Origin of the sequence: Streptomyces sp. NPDC001231, assembly GCF_042896885.1 — a bacterium.
Taxonomy (GTDB): Bacteria; Actinomycetota; Actinomycetes; order Streptomycetales; family Streptomycetaceae; genus Streptomyces.
In genome coordinates this window covers 62,258-78,661 of record NZ_JBIAXS010000028.1, presented here as the reverse complement: position 1 = coordinate 78,661, position 16,404 = coordinate 62,258, and the positions used below count along the sequence as shown (strand labels likewise).

13 protein-coding genes are annotated in these 16,404 nt (G+C 70.1%); 12 read left to right on the top strand and 1 reads right to left on the bottom strand.

Translation table 11 applies throughout. The annotated features are described in order from the left end of the window. Positions 1 to 142: 142 nt before the first annotated feature. Positions 143 to 2,395, bottom strand: coding sequence for a carbohydrate-binding protein (locus ACFY3J_RS29405; protein WP_390842072.1), 2,253 nt, complete (start codon positions 2,393 to 2,395; stop codon positions 143 to 145). A 777-nt stretch (positions 2,396 to 3,172) separates the two neighbouring features. Between ACFY3J_RS29405 and ACFY3J_RS29400 the strand changes: the two genes are divergently transcribed. From ACFY3J_RS29400 to ACFY3J_RS29345, 12 genes are all read left to right on the top strand, one after another. Continuing rightward, positions 3,173 to 3,505: an NAD(P)H-binding protein gene (locus ACFY3J_RS29400; protein ID WP_384185892.1), complete on the top strand. Its 333-nt coding sequence runs from the start codon at positions 3,173 to 3,175 to the stop codon at positions 3,503 to 3,505. Beyond that, on the top strand, positions 3,502 to 3,894 hold the full coding sequence (locus ACFY3J_RS29395; protein WP_384185890.1) for a hypothetical protein: 393 nt from the start codon (positions 3,502 to 3,504) through the stop codon (positions 3,892 to 3,894). Before ACFY3J_RS29400 ends, ACFY3J_RS29395 begins: the two co-directional genes overlap by 4 nt. A gap of 44 nt (positions 3,895 to 3,938) precedes the next feature. Further along, entirely contained in the window at positions 3,939 to 4,943 is a 1,005-nt protein-coding gene (locus ACFY3J_RS29390) for a zinc-binding dehydrogenase (protein ID WP_384185887.1), read from the top strand. Positions 4,944 to 5,189: 246 nt separating this feature from the next. Continuing rightward, entirely contained in the window at positions 5,190 to 5,948 is a 759-nt protein-coding gene (locus ACFY3J_RS29385; protein WP_384185884.1) for a hypothetical protein, read from the top strand. Further along, complete coding sequence (locus ACFY3J_RS29380; protein ID WP_384185882.1) at positions 5,945 to 6,451, top strand: DUF302 domain-containing protein; 507 nt, start codon at positions 5,945 to 5,947, stop codon at positions 6,449 to 6,451. Before ACFY3J_RS29385 ends, ACFY3J_RS29380 begins: the two co-directional genes overlap by 4 nt. 71 nt (positions 6,452 to 6,522) lie before the next feature. Then, positions 6,523 to 7,323 carry a DUF427 domain-containing protein gene (locus ACFY3J_RS29375; RefSeq protein ID WP_390842071.1) on the top strand — a complete coding sequence of 267 codons (801 nt, stop codon included), beginning with the start codon at positions 6,523 to 6,525 and terminating at the stop codon, positions 7,321 to 7,323. Between the two features lie 677 nt (positions 7,324 to 8,000). Then, positions 8,001 to 10,055, top strand: coding sequence for a glycoside hydrolase family 27 protein (locus tag ACFY3J_RS29370; RefSeq protein ID WP_390842098.1), 2,055 nt, complete (start codon positions 8,001 to 8,003; stop codon positions 10,053 to 10,055). Positions 10,056 to 10,288: 233 nt separating this feature from the next. After that, complete coding sequence (locus ACFY3J_RS29365; RefSeq protein ID WP_390842069.1) at positions 10,289 to 11,581, top strand: ABC transporter substrate-binding protein; 1,293 nt, start codon at positions 10,289 to 10,291, stop codon at positions 11,579 to 11,581. A gap of 2 nt (positions 11,582 to 11,583) precedes the next feature. Next, entirely contained in the window at positions 11,584 to 12,480 is an 897-nt protein-coding gene (locus ACFY3J_RS29360) for a carbohydrate ABC transporter permease (protein ID WP_390842097.1), read from the top strand. Beyond that, entirely contained in the window at positions 12,480 to 13,403 is a 924-nt protein-coding gene (locus ACFY3J_RS29355; RefSeq protein WP_390842067.1) for a carbohydrate ABC transporter permease, read from the top strand. The genes ACFY3J_RS29360 and ACFY3J_RS29355 overlap by 1 nt, the downstream gene beginning before the upstream one ends. Then, a complete protein-coding gene (locus ACFY3J_RS29350; protein ID WP_390842065.1) occupies positions 13,400 to 15,523 on the top strand; it encodes an alpha-galactosidase in 2,124 nt (707 codons plus the stop codon). The genes ACFY3J_RS29355 and ACFY3J_RS29350 overlap by 4 nt, the downstream gene beginning before the upstream one ends. 82 nt (positions 15,524 to 15,605) lie before the next feature. Further along, positions 15,606 to 16,364 (top strand): SDR family NAD(P)-dependent oxidoreductase, encoded by a 759-nt coding sequence (locus ACFY3J_RS29345; RefSeq protein ID WP_384185869.1) that lies wholly within the window; start codon positions 15,606 to 15,608, stop codon positions 16,362 to 16,364. The last annotated feature ends 40 nt before the right edge of the window (positions 16,365 to 16,404 follow it).

Sequence of the window (16,404 nt, the reverse complement as noted above, 5' to 3'; positions counted from 1 at the left end):
GGCCCCGACGCGACGATCGCCGTCCGCGACGCGAAGCACCCTCCTCAGGCGTCGGGTGCTGCGATCGTCCCAGGCGCCGAAGTGGGAAGACGCAGCGGGTGTGGGACCATCGCAGGGCACCTGGCTGTCGGAAGACGGACGGCTACTCGGTGAAGCGTAGGAAGTCCAGGTTGAAGCCGCCCGTTTCGCAGTGGACGGTGATCGTCTGTTCCCCGGCTGCGAGCGTCACGGGCACGTGCACGGACTGGTAATTCCCCCAGCCATCCGTGGCAGGCACCGAAACGGTTGCCAGCGTGGCTCCGCCCTGGTCACGCAGGGACAGGGCGTTCGGTGCGGTGGTCCCGGTGCCGTTGGCGACGCGCAACTCGAGATCGTAGGTGCCTGCCTGCGCCACGTCGATGCGGTACTTGAGCCAGTTGCCGGCGGCCGTCCAGCCCACGTTCTTGCCTCCGCTGGCCGCGGCGTTGCTCTCGATGAAGTTGCTGCCGTCTGCGGACCAGCCGTGCTGTTCGATGTAGCCCTCCGCCTCGATCTTCTCGCCCATCGGGACGGCGTGCGGCCGCACAGTCAGGTGGACGCTCACCTGGTCGCGCGCCCTGCCGTCGGTGGCGTAGAAGGTCATGTCCTGCTCACCGGCTGTGGTCGGGTGGATGGTGACCAGGCCGGTGGCCGGGTCGACGGTGACGCCGTCGGGCAGTTCGGTGGCGTAGTAGGCCAGCCGGTCCCGGTCGCGGTCGGTGGCCCGCAACTGCAGGCGCACGGTGCTGTACTGGTCGACGACCACATCGGCGATCGGGCCGAGGTCGGGGGCGTGGTTGTGGCGGCCGGAGGGAGCGCTGCCCTGCCACCGGTAGGTGGCGAAGGAGCCGGCCGGGACGGTCACCACGAACGACTGTCCGGCGACGACGATGCGGACCTTGCTGTCGGTGCTGTTCCTGTTGCCGAGGACGGCGACGAACTTGTCGGCACCGGAGCGGAAGACCACGTTGCTGACGCCGTGTTCCGCGGCGCTGGACTCGACGCGCACGTCACCGGGGGAAAGGTACTTGGCGAACTGCCCCATGTCGTACAACTCGTCGCGGACGGTGAAATCCTTGGTCGTCGTGTTCACCGTGACCAGCCGGTTCGGCCACTTGGTGGTGGCGGCGACCTTCTCCCAGTCGATGTTGTTGTCCCGTGCGGGTGTCCAGTGCAGTGTCCCGCCGTCCTGATCCGTGGTTTGGGCCCACAGGATGTAGGAGCCGGCATCCAGGCGGAAGTCGGCGAGGAGCGTCGAGGGTGAGAGGTCGCTCGTCTCCGTGAGGTGGACCGGCTTCCCGGTCTGTTCGTAAGCGTCGCGCATCACACGCGGGTCCCCCCAGTAGGGGTGGAAGGCGATGGCGTCCGCCGCGTTCCGGACCTGCTTGCCGGTCACCGAGCCGTCGGGGGCGTCGTCGAAGACGCGGTGGTAGTTCTTGGTCGCGGTGCTGTTGGGATCACGCCAGTCCCAGAAGTTGAAGTCGTGGACGTAGAGCTGGGTGTTCAGCCGCGCGGCCCGGACTTCACGTTTGATCGCCAGGGCCAGCCTCTGCTGCTGGGCGACGCTGATGTCCATGGCCGGGTAGACCACGTCCATGCCCGGCTCGTTCAGCAGGGTCAGGGCGTCGACGCGGATTCCGTGCTTCGCGTAGGCCTGGACGAACTTGACGTAGTAGCGCGCGAACACATCGACGCAGTCGTCGCGCAACTTGCCGACCTGGTAGTAGTCCGTGGTGCTTCCGGGCCTCAGCGCGACCTCACCGGTGAACCGGTTGTTCGTCTTCATCCACGCCGGTGCGCTCCACGCGGAGGCGAAGAACGTGGCCTTCGGGTTGTAGCGCTGAATGAGCTTGATGGTGTCGACGATGTGAAGGTCGATGTCCCGCTGGATGGAGAAGTGCTTGAGGCCGAAGTCCTCCGTGACGCCGGCGGGGAGGTCGTCCTCCGACCAGAACGGGAGATGTTCGATGAGGTCGGGGCTGCCGATCGTCAACCGGAACCGGTCGAGACCCGCGCCGCTCTTGGGGTCGACCAGAAGCCGGATGGCCTCATCACGCTGGGCGGGGGTGAGCTTCCACAGGTTGGAGACGCTCGTCTCGTCCACGGAGAAGCCGATGCCTGAGTATTTCTGCCGGGTGGTGCTCGGATCGACGACCACGGTGGCATCGGCAGGGGAGCCCGTGTCGTCACCCATCCGGACACTCGGCAGCGGCCGCCATGCCTGCGCGCCGCCGGTGGAGTAGGTGCCGGTCACGACTCGGCCCTTCCCGGTCGGTTCGCGCCCGGCCCGGTCCGCGTGCGCGGTGGGACTCGTGCCCACAAGTGCGGTCAGTGCCGTGACCGCGACGGCGGCGATCGCGGTGCGAGGACGTCTCACAGCTTCTCCTGGAGTGTGGGGGAGTACCGGGGTTCGGTGCCGTGCCGGGGCGGTGGCTCGGCTCGCTGCCGGTTTCGGCGGCAACGGCACGCGTGCTCAAGGGGCTTGAGACCGCTGGCCGTTCCGGCGGCAACCTCCCTCGCGGACGTCGCACGGCTCCGCTTCGGAACCGGAGTCGGCGAGGCTGTTGCCGTGGTACGGGCGCCCGGAAAGGGTCTGAGAGCTACGTGTCCTGACGTAACGACAGCCACCGCATTGCCCCCTCCCGCCTCGCCGATGGGTTGGATCCAAGCAATGTCATTGGCATTAAGTCAAGGCATGAAATAAGTAAGCTTCAGTCAAGTCCCGCCGGATAACATGGAGTTCGAACCGGGGCCGTCGCCGCTGGCGTCAGCGTGCCCGGCCGAAGCGTTGAGGCGGCGCCTCTTCCCTGGGCGTACGCGCCAGCCGGCTTGTGCTCATTGCCGCGGACAACCTGTGGGCACCAGGCGTGCCGTCAACGTGTTGACCGCTGGGCCCCGCCGGGCGGGTTCGCGGTGCGATGTCCCGCCCCTTGGTCCTCACGTCCCGGCTGATCGGCCTGCGCGCGCGGGTGACGGCACGCTGCGCGTCGGTCTCCCCCTGGATACCGGGCGCGGCCGCGGTCCTGTGCTGCTACAAGCGCCTCGTCCGTGCGACGGCCAGAACGCAAGTGGACGGGGCGGTCACGCCCCGTGTGGGCGGTCATCTCGTCGGGTTCCAGTTGCGCCCTGGCTCGGCGCACCGCAGGCTGCCCCTATGGACCGCACCCCGGCACCCAGCGCGCTGCCCATTCTGGTGACTGGCGCGGCGGGCAGCGTCGGCGCCGTCGGACGATCCGTGGTCGAAGGCCTTCAGCAACGGGACCTGCCCGTCCGGGCCATGGTGCTTCGCGATGACGAGCGGGTCCAGGCGCTGCGCGCGACGGGCGCCGGGGCCGTCGTCGGAGACCTGACGCGCGCGGGCGACGTCGTCGACGCCCTGGCCGGTTGCGGACGCAGGTACTTCGGCATGGGCGTGTCAGCGCAGTATCCGGAGGCTGCCGTGACCGCGGCGGCCGTCGCACGTGCGGCCGCCTGGAAGTGTTCGTGAACATGGCGCAGCCGACGGTCTCCGAGGTGGACCTCGGAAGCATCAGCCTGCCCTTCGGCCGGGCGAAGACCTCCCCTGTGGCGGCCGGAGGCGTCGCCGCGGTCGTGGAGGAGATCCTGGCCGACCCTGCTCCGCACATCGGCAGGATCGATGAGCTGACCGGTCCGCGCTCGGAGGACATCGCCGCTCTGACGGCGGAGGTTTCCGTCCGGCCGCCACACGGGCACCGGATTGGTTCCCCACGCCGAATCCGCCCCGAACGGACCCGGTCCAATCGCCACGGCCGATGGCAAAAGACCGTCTGTACGACGCAGGCCGCGAGTACTGCGAAACCCTCGTTTCGCGGTGCACGCAGCGAAGATCAATCAATGCTGCGGGGCGTTTGCTGACGCCCGGCCAAGGCCCACACATACCTGCGTGCGGGAGGAGAATCGTGAACCGTCGTGTCGTCCACACCCGTGGAGGGTTGCCCGCCGATGTTCTGACCGTCATCGAGGAGCCGGAGCCGATGGCGCCCGAGCGCGGCCAGGTCCTCATCCGCACCACGGCCTTCACGGTGCACCCTGGTGATCTCCAGGCCATCGAGGCGTACCCCGGCAAAGCTGCCCAGCCGGTCCCGGCCGGCGTGGAGGCCACCGGCGTGGTGGAGGCGATCGGGCCGGGCACGCGCGTGGCGCCGGGGGTCGAGGTCGGCGGCCGTGTGACGGTCTTCCCTCAGCCGGGGGCGTGGTCGCAGTGGATCGTGGCGGAGGCCGAGGTGGTCGTCGCCGTACCGGACGAGCTGTCGGACGAGGTCGCCGCGCAGATGCTGGCGAACCCTTTGACCGCGGTGATGCTGCGCCGTGAGGCGCAGGAGCACCTGGCCTTCGGATATGACGGTTTTCTGGTGCAGACCGCCGCGGGCTCGTCGGTCGGGCGGCTGGTGACGGGCATGTCCCGGTTCCACAACTTGGCGCTCGTCAACGTCGTCCGCAGCGATCGCGGTGCCGCCGAGCTGCGCAAGCGGTTCCCGGACGTGCCGGTCGTGTCGACGGAGCATCCGGGCTGGGCCGACGAGGTCCGCGAGGCAGCCGGTGGCCGTCCGGTGAGTGTGGCCTTCGACCCGATCGGCGGGAAGCTGGCGGAGTGCCTTCTGGACCTGTTGACGCCGGGCGGGATGCTGGTCAGTTACGGGCTGATCGCCGAGGAGCCGCTCTCGGTGCATGCGTCGACGCTGCTGAACAAGTCGCTGACGCTGCGGGGCAAGAACATCGGCCGGTGGCTGTCCGAGGTCTCCGCCGAGAGGCGGGCATCCGACGTCGCCACCGCGAAGCAGATCGCGCTGAAGCTCAAGGACCAGTTCGAGGTGGCCGCTACGTACGGCCTTGGCGAGCTTGCCAACGCCGTGGAGCACGCGGTACGGCCCGGCAAGGTCGGCCTCGTCCTCGTCCGCCCGTGACAGCCGCCGCCTGGTGACCCCTGTCCGGTGACCGCCGGCGGATGCCGATGCGGAGGAGGTTCGCGAACTACCGCGGTCCGCGCCGTCGGCACGGTTCCCAACAGCGGCCGTACCGTGGCCGCCCAGGCAGAGCTCCGTGACTCCGATGACCGGCTGCCGGACCACGCACGCCACCAGCGGTTGCATGCTCTTCCCTCTCCCAGCACGCTGACCGCCATACGCATCGTGACGGAAAGTACCGGGCCCATGAGCGACGAACTCCTTGATCTGGCAATCGCCACCGCCGGCGGTCAAGCACTCTGGGACACCTTGCGCGGCTTGAAAGTCGACATCTCCATCGGCGGCCCGATCTGGGCGACGAAGGGTTGGCCGCCGGACAAGACGTTCGACCAAATCCTGACGCTCGACACGGTCGGAGAGCACATCGTATTCGACCCGTTCACCCGCCCCGACCGGCGGATGGTGTTCGACGCCGCCGCTGACGGCGTCACCATGCAGACCCTCGACGGCGAACCGGTCGAGACCCTCGCACCCGCACGCGCCGGCTTCAAGGGAATGCTGCGCGACAGTACCTGGGACGCTCTGCACCTCGGCTACTTCCTGGGCTACGCGTGCTGGAACTACTTCACCACCCCGTTCCTGTTCACCCATCCGGAAGTGCGGGTCCGCGAGATCGAACCGTGGCGTGAGGCCGGGCAGACCTGGCGGCGCCTGCAGGTGCGCTTCCCGCCCGAGATCGCCACGCACAGTCCCAACCAAGTGTTCTACTTCGATGCCCTCGGAACGCAACGCCGCATGGACTACATCGCTGAAGTCAACGGCAGCACTCTCGTCGGCCACTACACCAGCCGCTACCGGAGCTTCGGCGGGCTGCTCGTGGCGACGTGCCGACGAGTCTTTCGCCGGAACCCCGACAACAGCGTCAACCTCAACCTCCCTTCCATCACGCTCGACATCCACGATGTCGAGCTCGTCCACTCCGACGACGAACAGGCACAGCCATGACCACGGAAACCGCCTTCATCGACCACCCCGCCCGGCGGCTCGTCGTGGCGCTCCCCCGCCCCTACGACGCAGCGCGCGAGCACTACGAAGCCCTCGTGCCCGAGGCCGATCTGCCCCGCTTCTTCCAGATGGCCTCCTGGCAGGCCACGCTCGAGCTCGCCGAGATCAACGCCCCGCATGGTTTCATGCGCTACTACCGCAGCGACATCACCGCCGTCATGGCCGGCTCGCCGTCCTCCTGGAAGGCCACGCAGTACCTGATGGGCAACCACACCATCGCCGAACGCATGTTCCGCCACGACCCGTCGGTCATGATGCACGCACCACTGAGGACCCTGCTCTACGCGGACCCCGACGGCGACACCAAACTCGCCGTCGATCAGCCCAGCCTGCTGTTCGCCAGCTACGGCAATCCGCGGATCGCCGACGTCGGCCGCGAACTCGACGCCCTCCTCGCCCAGTTGATCACCCTTCTCGGCGGCGACGCACCTCCCCCGCTGTGACTCCATGTGGCGGCGGCCGACCGCCACGACCCCCGCAGCACTCGGCACCAACGTCATGAGGACAAAAGATCATGGAGCGCTTCACACCGGACTACCCGGAAATGATCGTCCCGGTCGGCCATGTCGAACCCGTACCGCGTCGAATCCGCGGCTATGCGGTGAACCTTCCCGTCTTCGACACCGTGCGGGCGCGATACGTGTGGCTCTGGCCGGGCTACCCGCAATACTGCGTTCCGCGCGAAGACATCCGCGACGGTGCTCTCCTCGACGAGGGCCGGGCTGTGGCGCTACGGGTCGGCAGGGCGCGTCGCCACACCCTCCGGCTGGGCTCGCTGACCCGCCCGGGCGCGGCCTGGGAGTGGGCCGATGACGTACCTGGTGTCGCCGGTTGTGTCAGCTTCCGCTGGGAGGCCATCGACGCATGGTTCGAAGAGGACGAGCAAGTGTTCGTCCACCCCAGGAATCCTTACACGCGCGTCGACGCACTTCGGTCGGGCCGCGGTGTGCGCGTCATGCTCGACGGAGCCGTGCTCGCGGACGCGCCTTCCTCGGTGATGGTGCTGGAGACGGGCCTCCCGACGCGCTACTACCTCGACCGCGTGTACATCGACTGGACCCGCATGCAGCCGACGGACACCGTCACCAGTTGCCCCTACAAGGGCAACACCAGCGGCTACTGGTCCGTCACAACGGACACGGCCACCTACCCCGACCTCGCCTGGGCATACGATTTCCCGACCCGGCAGGTAGCGCCCATCGCCGGACTGGTGGCCTTCTACAACGAGCGCGTGGACCTATACCTCGACGGCCACCTGTTGCCACGCCCCTCTGCCGTCACCAGAGCCATATGGGAGCAGCAACACCCCGTCTGACCTGCGCACTCCCAGCCGCTTCGGCGCCAGCGCACCGTGGGGGACGGGGGGCGGTTCATCGAGGGGCTCGGCGATGGCGTCGGCGATCACGCCGGTGGTCCGGATTGGTGCTGGTCGTGGCCCACCGCGGCCTCCTGCTGGGCCGAACAGGGTAAGCCCCCTGCCTGCCGACGACCTACCGCCGCACCCACGGCGCCCTGGCGGCTCATCTCGGTCATGTGCGGCCGGCAAGCCCTCCCTGAGGGGGTTGTGGCGGGGCACCGGCGCCCGCGACCTGCCCGAACCGGCCGTCCCTGCGGAACGATCCCCATACCCGCAGAGGTGGCCTCGGCGTCCCACCGGTCGTTCCACAGGGCGGGGCCGGGTCCAAGGCAGGCCGACGTCGGGCGTCGCGTTCGGCAGGTTGGCAGGCGACCGGTGCGGCCGCTGATGTCGTACAGCAACGCGCCGTTGCCGCATCACCGCGCGATCCCGTTTTTAAGTTAATTAGCAATTAATATTGACAGGCTTGGGGGGCCTGGGCACAGTTTCCGCCGTGGCACCGGCGCCCGGCGGACCGGAGCGGGGTGCCCCATACCCCCAACTCTCGGGAGAATTCAGTGGCTTCGCATCGTGCAGGGACGGCGCGACTGCGGCGGACCGCGACGGCGCTCGGCGCCGTGGCGCTGGTCGGGTCGATGGTCCCGGCGGCACACGCCGCGGAGGACCAGGGCGCGCCGCAGTACTACGACAGCGGCCTCGCCCCTAAGCCGTACATGGGATGGAACACCTACTACGGGCTCGGCGCCCCGACGGAGGCCCAGGTCAGGAAGGTCGCCGACCACCTCGTCAGCAGCGGGCTGCGCGACAGCGGCTACGACATCGTCTGGCTGGACGGAGGTTGGCAGGCCGACCAGCCGCGTGATCCGAAGACGGGCCGGCTCGTGGCCGACCCCACGCGCTTCCCGTCCGGCATCCCCGCGCTGGTGACGTACCTTCACCAGCGCGGCCTCAAGGCCGGCATCTACACCGACGCGGGCGAGTACGACGGCGGCACGTGGTGCGGGCTCGGCAGCCGCGGCCACTACGAGGAGGACGCCCGCCAGTTCGCCGGGTGGAAGGTCGACGCCATCAAGGTGGACTTCCTCTGCGGCATCGGTGCCGGGCTCGACCCGGGCCTGGCTTTCAAGGAGTTCAGCGACGCCGTCGCCAAGTCTGGGCGGAAGATGCTGCTCAACCTGTGCAACCCGCTCACCGACGACTGGGGCATGCCGCACACCCCCGAGCAGGACGCGCACAACACCTTCGTCCATGGCCCGACGACCGCCGACTCCTGGCGCACCGGCACGGACATCGCCTGGGGCACCCCGACGGCGGGGGAGTGGCCGAACGTCCTGCGCAACATGGACGCCAACGCCTGGCACCCCGAGGCCCAGGGCCCCGGGCACTGGAACGACCCGGACTACCTCATCCCGATGCGCAAGCTCGCCGAAGGCGGCTACGAGCTGACGGAGGAGGAGTCCACCACGCAGTTCGTGATGTGGGCCGAGATGGCCTCGCCGCTGGTGCTCGGCAGTGACCCGCGCACCCTGCCGAAATCGATGATCGACACCCTGCGCAACCCCGAGATCATCGCCGTCGACCAGGACCCGCTGGGCATCCAGGGCGTCCGCGTGGCGACGGACTCCGTCGGCGACGTCTACAGCAAGGTGCTCAAGGGCGCGGGCAAGCGGGCGGTCGTCCTGCTCAACCGCTCCGACCAGGCGCAAGATCGCACGGTGACCTTCGCCGACGCCGGGCTGACCGGCAAGGTCGAGGTGCGCGACCTGCGGGCCCGCACGCCACGCGGCACCTTCAGCGGCTCGTACACGGTCCGCGTCCCCGCGCACGGAACCGCCTTCCTCAAGCTGGCCGGCACGGACGACGCCCCGGGCGCGCAGCTGCCCGGCCGCTCCTCGGCGAGCCCGGCGCTGGTGCGGGACGGTGACACCCTGACCGTCCTCACCCGCGGCACGGACGGAACCCTGCGCACGCAGACCGCGCGCGGCGGTGACTGGTCCAAGGCCCGGACCACCGAGCTGGGCGGCCCGACGCAGGGCCGCGTCCTCGGCCAGCCCGCCGCGTACGCCTCCGCCGGCGGCCGGATCGACGTCTTCGTCCGTGGCACCGACGACACCGCCTACCGGCGCGTGTACGCGAACGGGCGCTGGGGCCGCTGGCAGAGCCTGGGCGGCACACTGACGGACGCGCCGACCGCGGCCTTCTCCGGGCCGGACGACTGGACGCTGTTCGCGCGCGGCGCGGACGGCAAGGTGTGGTCCCGCGGCCCGGCCTCCGGCTGGACCTCGCTGGGCGCGCCGCAGGACCGCCCGTTCTACGGGCGCCCGTCGGCCGTCGTGGACGACGCCGGGCGTTTGCACGTGGCCGTGCGTACTGCCGACGACGCGGTGTGGTGGCGGTCCCGTGACACCTCCGGCAGGTGGTCGGACTGGACGGCCCTGGGGGGCACGATCAGTGGCAGCCCGACGCTGGTGGCCTCCGGCGGCACGGTGCACCTGTACGCCCGTGCCGGTGACTACACGCTCTGGACGCGCAGTTGGACCGCGTCCGGCGGCTGGGCGGGCTGGAGCAAGAACAACGCCTTCGTCAGCGGTGTCTTCGACGGTGCTCTCGGCGGCGTCGCAGGATCCGACGGCGGCGTGCTCGTCGCCTTCCGCGGGGTGGACGGCCGCGTCCACCAGACCGCGCTCTGAGCACCGCGCGATCACCCCGCTCCACTCGGCTTCACCTGCGTCAACCCGTACCACCCGGAACCAACAGGTGTGCCTCCGGGCCTTGTTCGGCCGGAGGCACACCCTCCGAGAAATAAATTAGTAATTAATCTTGACGGTGTGCGGATCCCTGCGACAGGCTGTGCCTGCCGCGCCCGGGGCCGGGCCGTCAGGGGGCCTCAGCTCCGTTCCATGGGCACTTAGGGAGTGCACAGATGACCGCCTTCAACGCCACCCGCCGCAGATTCCTCGTAGGAGCGGGCGCAGTCGGCGCCGGCGCGCTGCTCAGCGGCTGCGTCACCCAGAGCCCGTCCGCCTCCGGAGGAACGTCCGGCGGCCCGGTGACCCTGCAGTCCAACCTCTCCTCCCCGCAGGCGAAGACCGCGATGCAGGCGATCGTCGCCGCCTTCGACAAGCGCGGCGACGCCAGGGCGGAGCTCAACACCGTCGCCTCGGAGACGTTCCGCACCCAGCTGCCGACCTACCTCACCTCGGCCAACCCGCCGGACGTGTACACCTGGTACCCCGGCTCCGTCGCCGAGTCGTACGCCAAGAAGGACCTGCTCCTCGGCCTCGACGACATATGGGAGAAGCCGGAGCTCTCCGGCTATTCCGACGCGCTGAAGAAGCTGTGCACCTCGGCTTCCAGCGGCAAGAAGGTTTTCGTGCCCACCAGTTACTACTGGTGGGGCATGTTCTACCGGAAGTCCAACTTCGCGAAGTGGGGCGTGCAGGAGCCCAAGACCTGGGACGAGTTCCTCGACCTGTGCGACAAGCTCAAGAGCAAGGGCGTCGCCCCGATCGGCCTCGGTGCCGGCGGCGACACCCCGTGGGTCGCCTCCGCCTGGTTCGACTACCTCGACATCCGCGTCAACGGCGCCACGTACCACCGCGAACTCCTCGCGGGCAAGCACCGATTCGACGACCCCGAGGTCCGCAAGGTCTTCGACAAGTGGGACGAGGCCCGTCCGTACTTCGACCCCAACGGCACGGCGATCCCCTTCCAGGACGCCACCACCGCCCTCCTCCAGGGCCGCACCGGCATGATGCTCATCGGCACCTTCTTCGCCGACGCCGCCCCCAAGGACGCCCTGGGCGACCTGGACTTCTTCCAGTTCCCCATCATCGACCCGAAGGTGCCGGTCGCCGAGGAGGCGCCCACCGACGGCTACTTCGCCAGCGCCCGCACCAAGCGCGGCGACGATGCCAAGGAACTGCTGCGTTACCTGGCCACCGCCGAGGCGCAGGAGCTCTACCTCAAGAGCTCGTCCGGCACGACGCTGCCCACGCACCCCGACGCCAAGGACGCCGGCACCCCGCTGGTCCTCAAGGGCCGCAAGCTCATCGAGGGCGCCGCCGACCTGACGCAGTTCTTCAACCGCGACTCCAGCGACGCCCTCCAGCCGACCGCCGACACGGCGCTCGTGCACTACCTGGCCAAGCCCAAGGAGATCGGCTCGATCCTCACCACGTGGCAGCGCAGCGCACAGAAGATCTGGAGCCAGTGACGATGGCGCTGATCGGCTCCGCACGACGGTCCAGGGCCACGCGGGTGCCCCCGGTGGTCCTGGCCTTCGTCCTCGTCCCGCTGCTCGCCGAGGCGTTCTGGGTCTTCTGGCCGGCCCTCCAGGGCTTCTACCTCTCCCTGACCTCCTGGGACGGCCTGGCGGCCCCGAAGTTCGTCGGCCTCGGCAACTTCAGCGAGATGCTGCACGACGCGGTCTTCCGCACCGCCGCGATCAACACGGTGCTGTGGCTGCTGCTCTTCGGCGGGCTGTCCGCCGCCCTCGGGCTCGGTGCCGCGCTGCTGCTCCAGCAGGAACGGCGCGGCATCGGGTTCTACCGGGCGGCGCTCTTCCTGCCAGTGGTCTTCTCACTGGTCGCCACGGCGCTGGTGTGGCAGGCCATGTACCAGCCGGACGGTCTGATCAACAACGTGCTGGAGGCCGTCGGTCTCGGCGGCTGGAAGCACGCCTGGCTCGCCGACCAGGACACCGCCTTCTATGCGGTGATCGTGCCCGCGCTGTGGCGCCAGGTCGGCTATGTGATGGTGCTGTACCTGGCCGGCCTCAAGGGCATCGACCTCGCGCTGTACGAGGCGGCCAAGGTCGACGGCGCGACCCGCTGGCAGCAGTTCCGGCACATCACGCTGCCGCAGCTGCGCAGTGTCAACGCGGTCGTCCTGTCGGTGATCGTCATCGACTCGCTGCGCTCGTTCGACGTGGTGTGGGCCCTCACCCGCGGCGGCCCGTACCACTCCTCCGAACTGCTGAGCACCTACATGTACTCCACCGCGTTCCAGTCCCTGCGCCTGGGATACGGCTCCGCGCTCGCCGTCGTCATCTTCGTGCTGGCCTTCGGCGTCATCGTGAGCTACCTCGTGCGCGCCTTCCGGGAGGCCGACTGATGACCGCCACCCACACCACAGCGCACGTCAAGGACACCGGGGGCGCGGCGGGTCAGGCCGGCTCCGCCAAGGCCGCGGGGCCTCGCCGCCCCGCGCTGCGCGGCCGCGCCCTGCGCACGACCGGCTTCCACCTGACCGCCGGCCTGCTGTCCGCGCTGTGGCTGCTGCCGATCGTCCTCGTGCTCGTCACCAGCACCCGGACGTTCGACGACATCGCCGCGCACGGCGTCGGCAGCCGGCCGCACTCGTTCACCTTCGACAGCTTCCGGCAGGCGTGGGTGGACGGCGGCCAGCAGCGCGCCCTCATCAACAGCATGCTGGTCACCGTCCCCACCGTCCTGCTCTCGCTCGGCCTCGCCTCCATGGCCGCCTTCGCGCTCAGCCGCTACGCCCTGCCCTTCCGGCGCGTCCTGCTGCTGCTCATGCTCGGCGGCAACCTGCTGCCGCCGCAGATCCTGCTGATCCCGGTCTCCAGACTCAGCGAACTGCTGGGCATCTACGACCAGTTGTACGCCCTGATCGGCGTGCAGGCCGGCTTCGGCGTCGGCTTCTACGTCTTCGTCCTGCACGGCTTCATGAGGGCGATCCCCGCAGAGATCCAGCAGGCCGCCGTCATCGACGGCGCGAACCCGTGGCAGATCTACTGGCGGGTCATCCTGCCGCTGGCCCGCCCGGCGTTGGCCGCGCTGAGCGCGCTGTCCTTCACCTGGATCTTCAACGACCTGCTGTGGGCCATCACGGTGCTGCGCACCGACACCCGGATGCCCGTCACCGCCTCGCTGATCGGACTGCAGGGCCAGTACGTGTCCATGTGGAACGTCATCGCGGCCGGTTCGGTGATCGCCGCCGCCCCGACGGTGGCCGTCTTCCTCCGCTTCCAGCGCCACTTCGTGGCCGGACTGAACCTCGGAGCCGTCAAGTGACCGCGCACGACGACCGGTGGCTGCTGCGCACCGACACCACCACCTACGCCGTCACCCTCGGCGGCGACGGCCGCTGGGCCGAGCTCGCCGCCTGGGGACCGCACGGCGCCGAGGACGGGCCGTCACCCCTGGACTGGTCCCGCCGCACCCACTTCATCACCCCCGCCGACGCCGCCCCGGCCGAGTACATCCCTTACGGACTGCGGCCGTTCACCGGCGCCGACCTGATCGCCTCCCGCCCCGGTGGCGACCGCGGCAGCTGGTGGCGCTTCACCGGCGCCACGCAGGACGCGGACCGGGCACTGCGCCTGGAGTTCGCCGACGACCTCCTCGGCCTGCGTACGACGCTCCACTACGAGACGGTGCCCGGCACCGACGTCGTCCTGCGCTGGACGGAGCTCACCTGCACCGGCGAGACCGAGGTGCGCCTGGAGCGCTTCGACTCCGCGGCCGTCAACGTGCGCGTCCAGGGCGGCGCGCGGCTGACGTACCTGGCCGGACAGTGGTCGCAGGAGTTCCAGCTCAAGGACGTGCGCCTGGAGCGCGGCCGCTTCGAGATGGAGAGCACCCAGGGCTCGGCCGGGCACGCGTACCACCCCTGGCTCGCGATCCAGGACGCCGCCGCCCCCGCCGAGGGTGCCACCCCCACCTACGGCATCGCCCTGGAGTGGTCCGGCAACTGGCGGATCACGGCCGACGCCGAGCCCGGCGGCGCCGTACGGGTGCGGGCCGGCCGGGTGCCCCACGAGGGCGCGGTCCGCCTCGCCCCCGGCGCCACCCTCGTCACGCCCCGGCTGGCCTGCGCTTTCAGCCCCGACGGGCTCGACGGGCTGGCCCGCGTGTGGCACCGCTACGAGCGGCACCTCACCGGCGAGCGCGTCGACCGGCCCCGCAAGGTCCTCTACAACTCGTGGGAGGCCACCGGCTTCGACGTCGACGCCGCCGGTCAGCTGGAGCTCGCCGAAGTCGCCGCCGAGCTGGGCGCCGAACTCTTCGTCGTCGACGACGGCTGGTTCACCGGACGTCCCGACGACACCGGAGGCCTCGGCGACTGGGACCCGGACCCGGCCGAGTTCCCCGGCGGCTTCGACCGCTTCGTCGAGGACGTCCGCGCCCTCGGCCTGGACTTCGGCCTGTGGGTGGAGCCCGAGGGCATCAGCCCCCGCTCCAGGCTCTACGCCGAGCACCCCGAGTGGGTGTACCGGATCGACGGCCGCCCCGCCACGCTGGTGCGCAACCAGCTCCTGCTCGACCTCGGCCGCGAGGACGTCCAGGACTTCGTGATCGGCACCCTCGACCGGCTGCTGGGCTCCCACGCCATCAGCTACCTCAAGTGGGACATGAACCGGCCGCCCACCGAGCGCGGCCGCTCCGGTCACCCGGCCGGGCCCGACCCCGAGCTCCACGATCTCGACGCGGCCCACGTCGCCGGCTATCTCCGCGTCCTGGACCACCTGCGCACCGCCCACCCGCACGTCACCGTCGAGGGCTGCGCCGGCGGCGGCGCCCGCGTCGAGCACGCCACCCTCGCCCGCACCGACGTGGTGTGGCCCAGCGACAACACCGCGCCCATGGACCGGCTGCGCATCCAGTACGGCTACCTCCACGCCCACGCACCGCACACCATGAGCTCCTGGGTCACCGACGCCCCCGGCGTCTTCGACTCCCGGCCCCGTTCGCTGGCCTTCCGCTTCGTCAACTCCATCGCGGGCGTCCTCGGCATCGGCGCCGACATCCGCCACTGGACGCCTGAGCAGCGCGCCGAGGCGGCGGAGTGGATCGCCCGCTACAAGGAGATCCGCGACGTCGTCCACCATGGCGAAGTCCACCTGCTGGGCAGCCCCGCAGACCCGACGTGCGGCATCCAGTACGAGGAACGTGGGAAACACAGCGGCGCTCGACTGGTGGTGACCGCATGGAACACCGGCCCGCTCGACGGCGCGCCCCTGGTGCCCGGCCGCGCCGCCCGGCTGCGTCTGCGCGGCCTGCGGCCGGACGCCGTCTACACCGACACCGCCACCGGCACCCGCTACAGCGGCGCGTACCTGATCCACTCAGGGCTACCGCTCGCCTGGACCGCCGGACACGACGCGGAGTTGACCGTCCTGGCCCGGCAGTGACGACAGCGGAAGAATCGGCACCCCATCCGCCTGTCGAACATCCGCACCCCACCTTCCCCTCGAACAGGAGACGAGACACCCCATGAACCCAGCCGCCCGCTTCACCAACCGCGTCGCCGTCGTCACCGGCGCCGCATCGGGCATCGGCGCGGCCACCGCAGCACGCCTCGCCACGGAGGGCGCGGCCGTCGTCCTGGCCGACCTCGACGCCGAGCACGGCGAGGAGACCGCCGAGCGACTGCGCCAGGACGGCGCCCGCGCCCTGTTCGTCGCCGCCGACGTCGCGAGCGAGGACGACTGGCAGCGCGTGATCACCGCCGCCCACAGCTTCGGACCCGTGGGCGTTCTGGTCAGCAACGCGTACACGGTGGCAGTCGCCCCGGCCCACGAGACCAGCCTCGCCTCCTGGGAACGGCAGCTCTCGGTCAACCTCACCGGCGCCTTCCTGGGCGTCAAGGCGACACTGCCCGACCTGCGCGAGCACCAGGGGGCCGTGGTACTCGTCTCCTCCGTCCACGCCCACCGGGGCATCCCCGGCCACCCGGCGTACGCGGCGAGCAAGGGCGCCCTGCTGTCGCTGTGCGGCCAGCTCGCCGTCGACTACGGACCGTCCGTCCGCGTCAACGCGGTGCTGCCGGGACCGATCCTGACCGCCGCCTGGGACCGGGTACCGCCGGCCGACCGCGAGCTCAGCGTCGCCGGGACCGCGGCGCGCCGCTTCGGCACTCCCGAGGAAGTCGCCGCCGCCGTCGCCTTCCTCGCCGCCGACGAAGCCTCCTACATCACCGGATCGAGCCTGCTCGTGGACGGCGGCTGGAGCGTCGCCAAGGATTCCGCCTGACGGAACCGACCGCTCCCGCCACCGACCGACCAGCAAGAAA

Bases quoted from the DNA above. Each gene is read 5' to 3' on its own strand.
- ACFY3J_RS29355 (WP_390842067.1), top strand. From the start codon at position 12,480: ATGACCGCCACCCACACCACAGCGCACGTCAAGGACACCGGGGGCGCG.
- ACFY3J_RS29370 (WP_390842098.1), top strand. From the start codon at position 8,001: ATGGTCCCGGCGGCACACGCCGCGGAGGACCAGGGCGCGCCGCAGTAC.
- ACFY3J_RS29400 (WP_384185892.1), top strand. From the start codon at position 3,173: ATGGACCGCACCCCGGCACCCAGCGCGCTGCCCATTCTGGTGACTGGC.
- ACFY3J_RS29385 (WP_384185884.1), top strand. From the start codon at position 5,190: ATGAGCGACGAACTCCTTGATCTGGCAATCGCCACCGCCGGCGGTCAA.
- ACFY3J_RS29365 (WP_390842069.1), top strand. From the start codon at position 10,289: ATGACCGCCTTCAACGCCACCCGCCGCAGATTCCTCGTAGGAGCGGGC.
- ACFY3J_RS29360 (WP_390842097.1), top strand. From the start codon at position 11,584: ATGGCGCTGATCGGCTCCGCACGACGGTCCAGGGCCACGCGGGTGCCC.
- ACFY3J_RS29345 (WP_384185869.1), top strand. From the start codon at position 15,606: ATGAACCCAGCCGCCCGCTTCACCAACCGCGTCGCCGTCGTCACCGGC.
- ACFY3J_RS29380 (WP_384185882.1), top strand. From the start codon at position 5,945: ATGACCACGGAAACCGCCTTCATCGACCACCCCGCCCGGCGGCTCGTC.
- ACFY3J_RS29375 (WP_390842071.1), top strand. From the start codon at position 6,523: ATGGAGCGCTTCACACCGGACTACCCGGAAATGATCGTCCCGGTCGGC.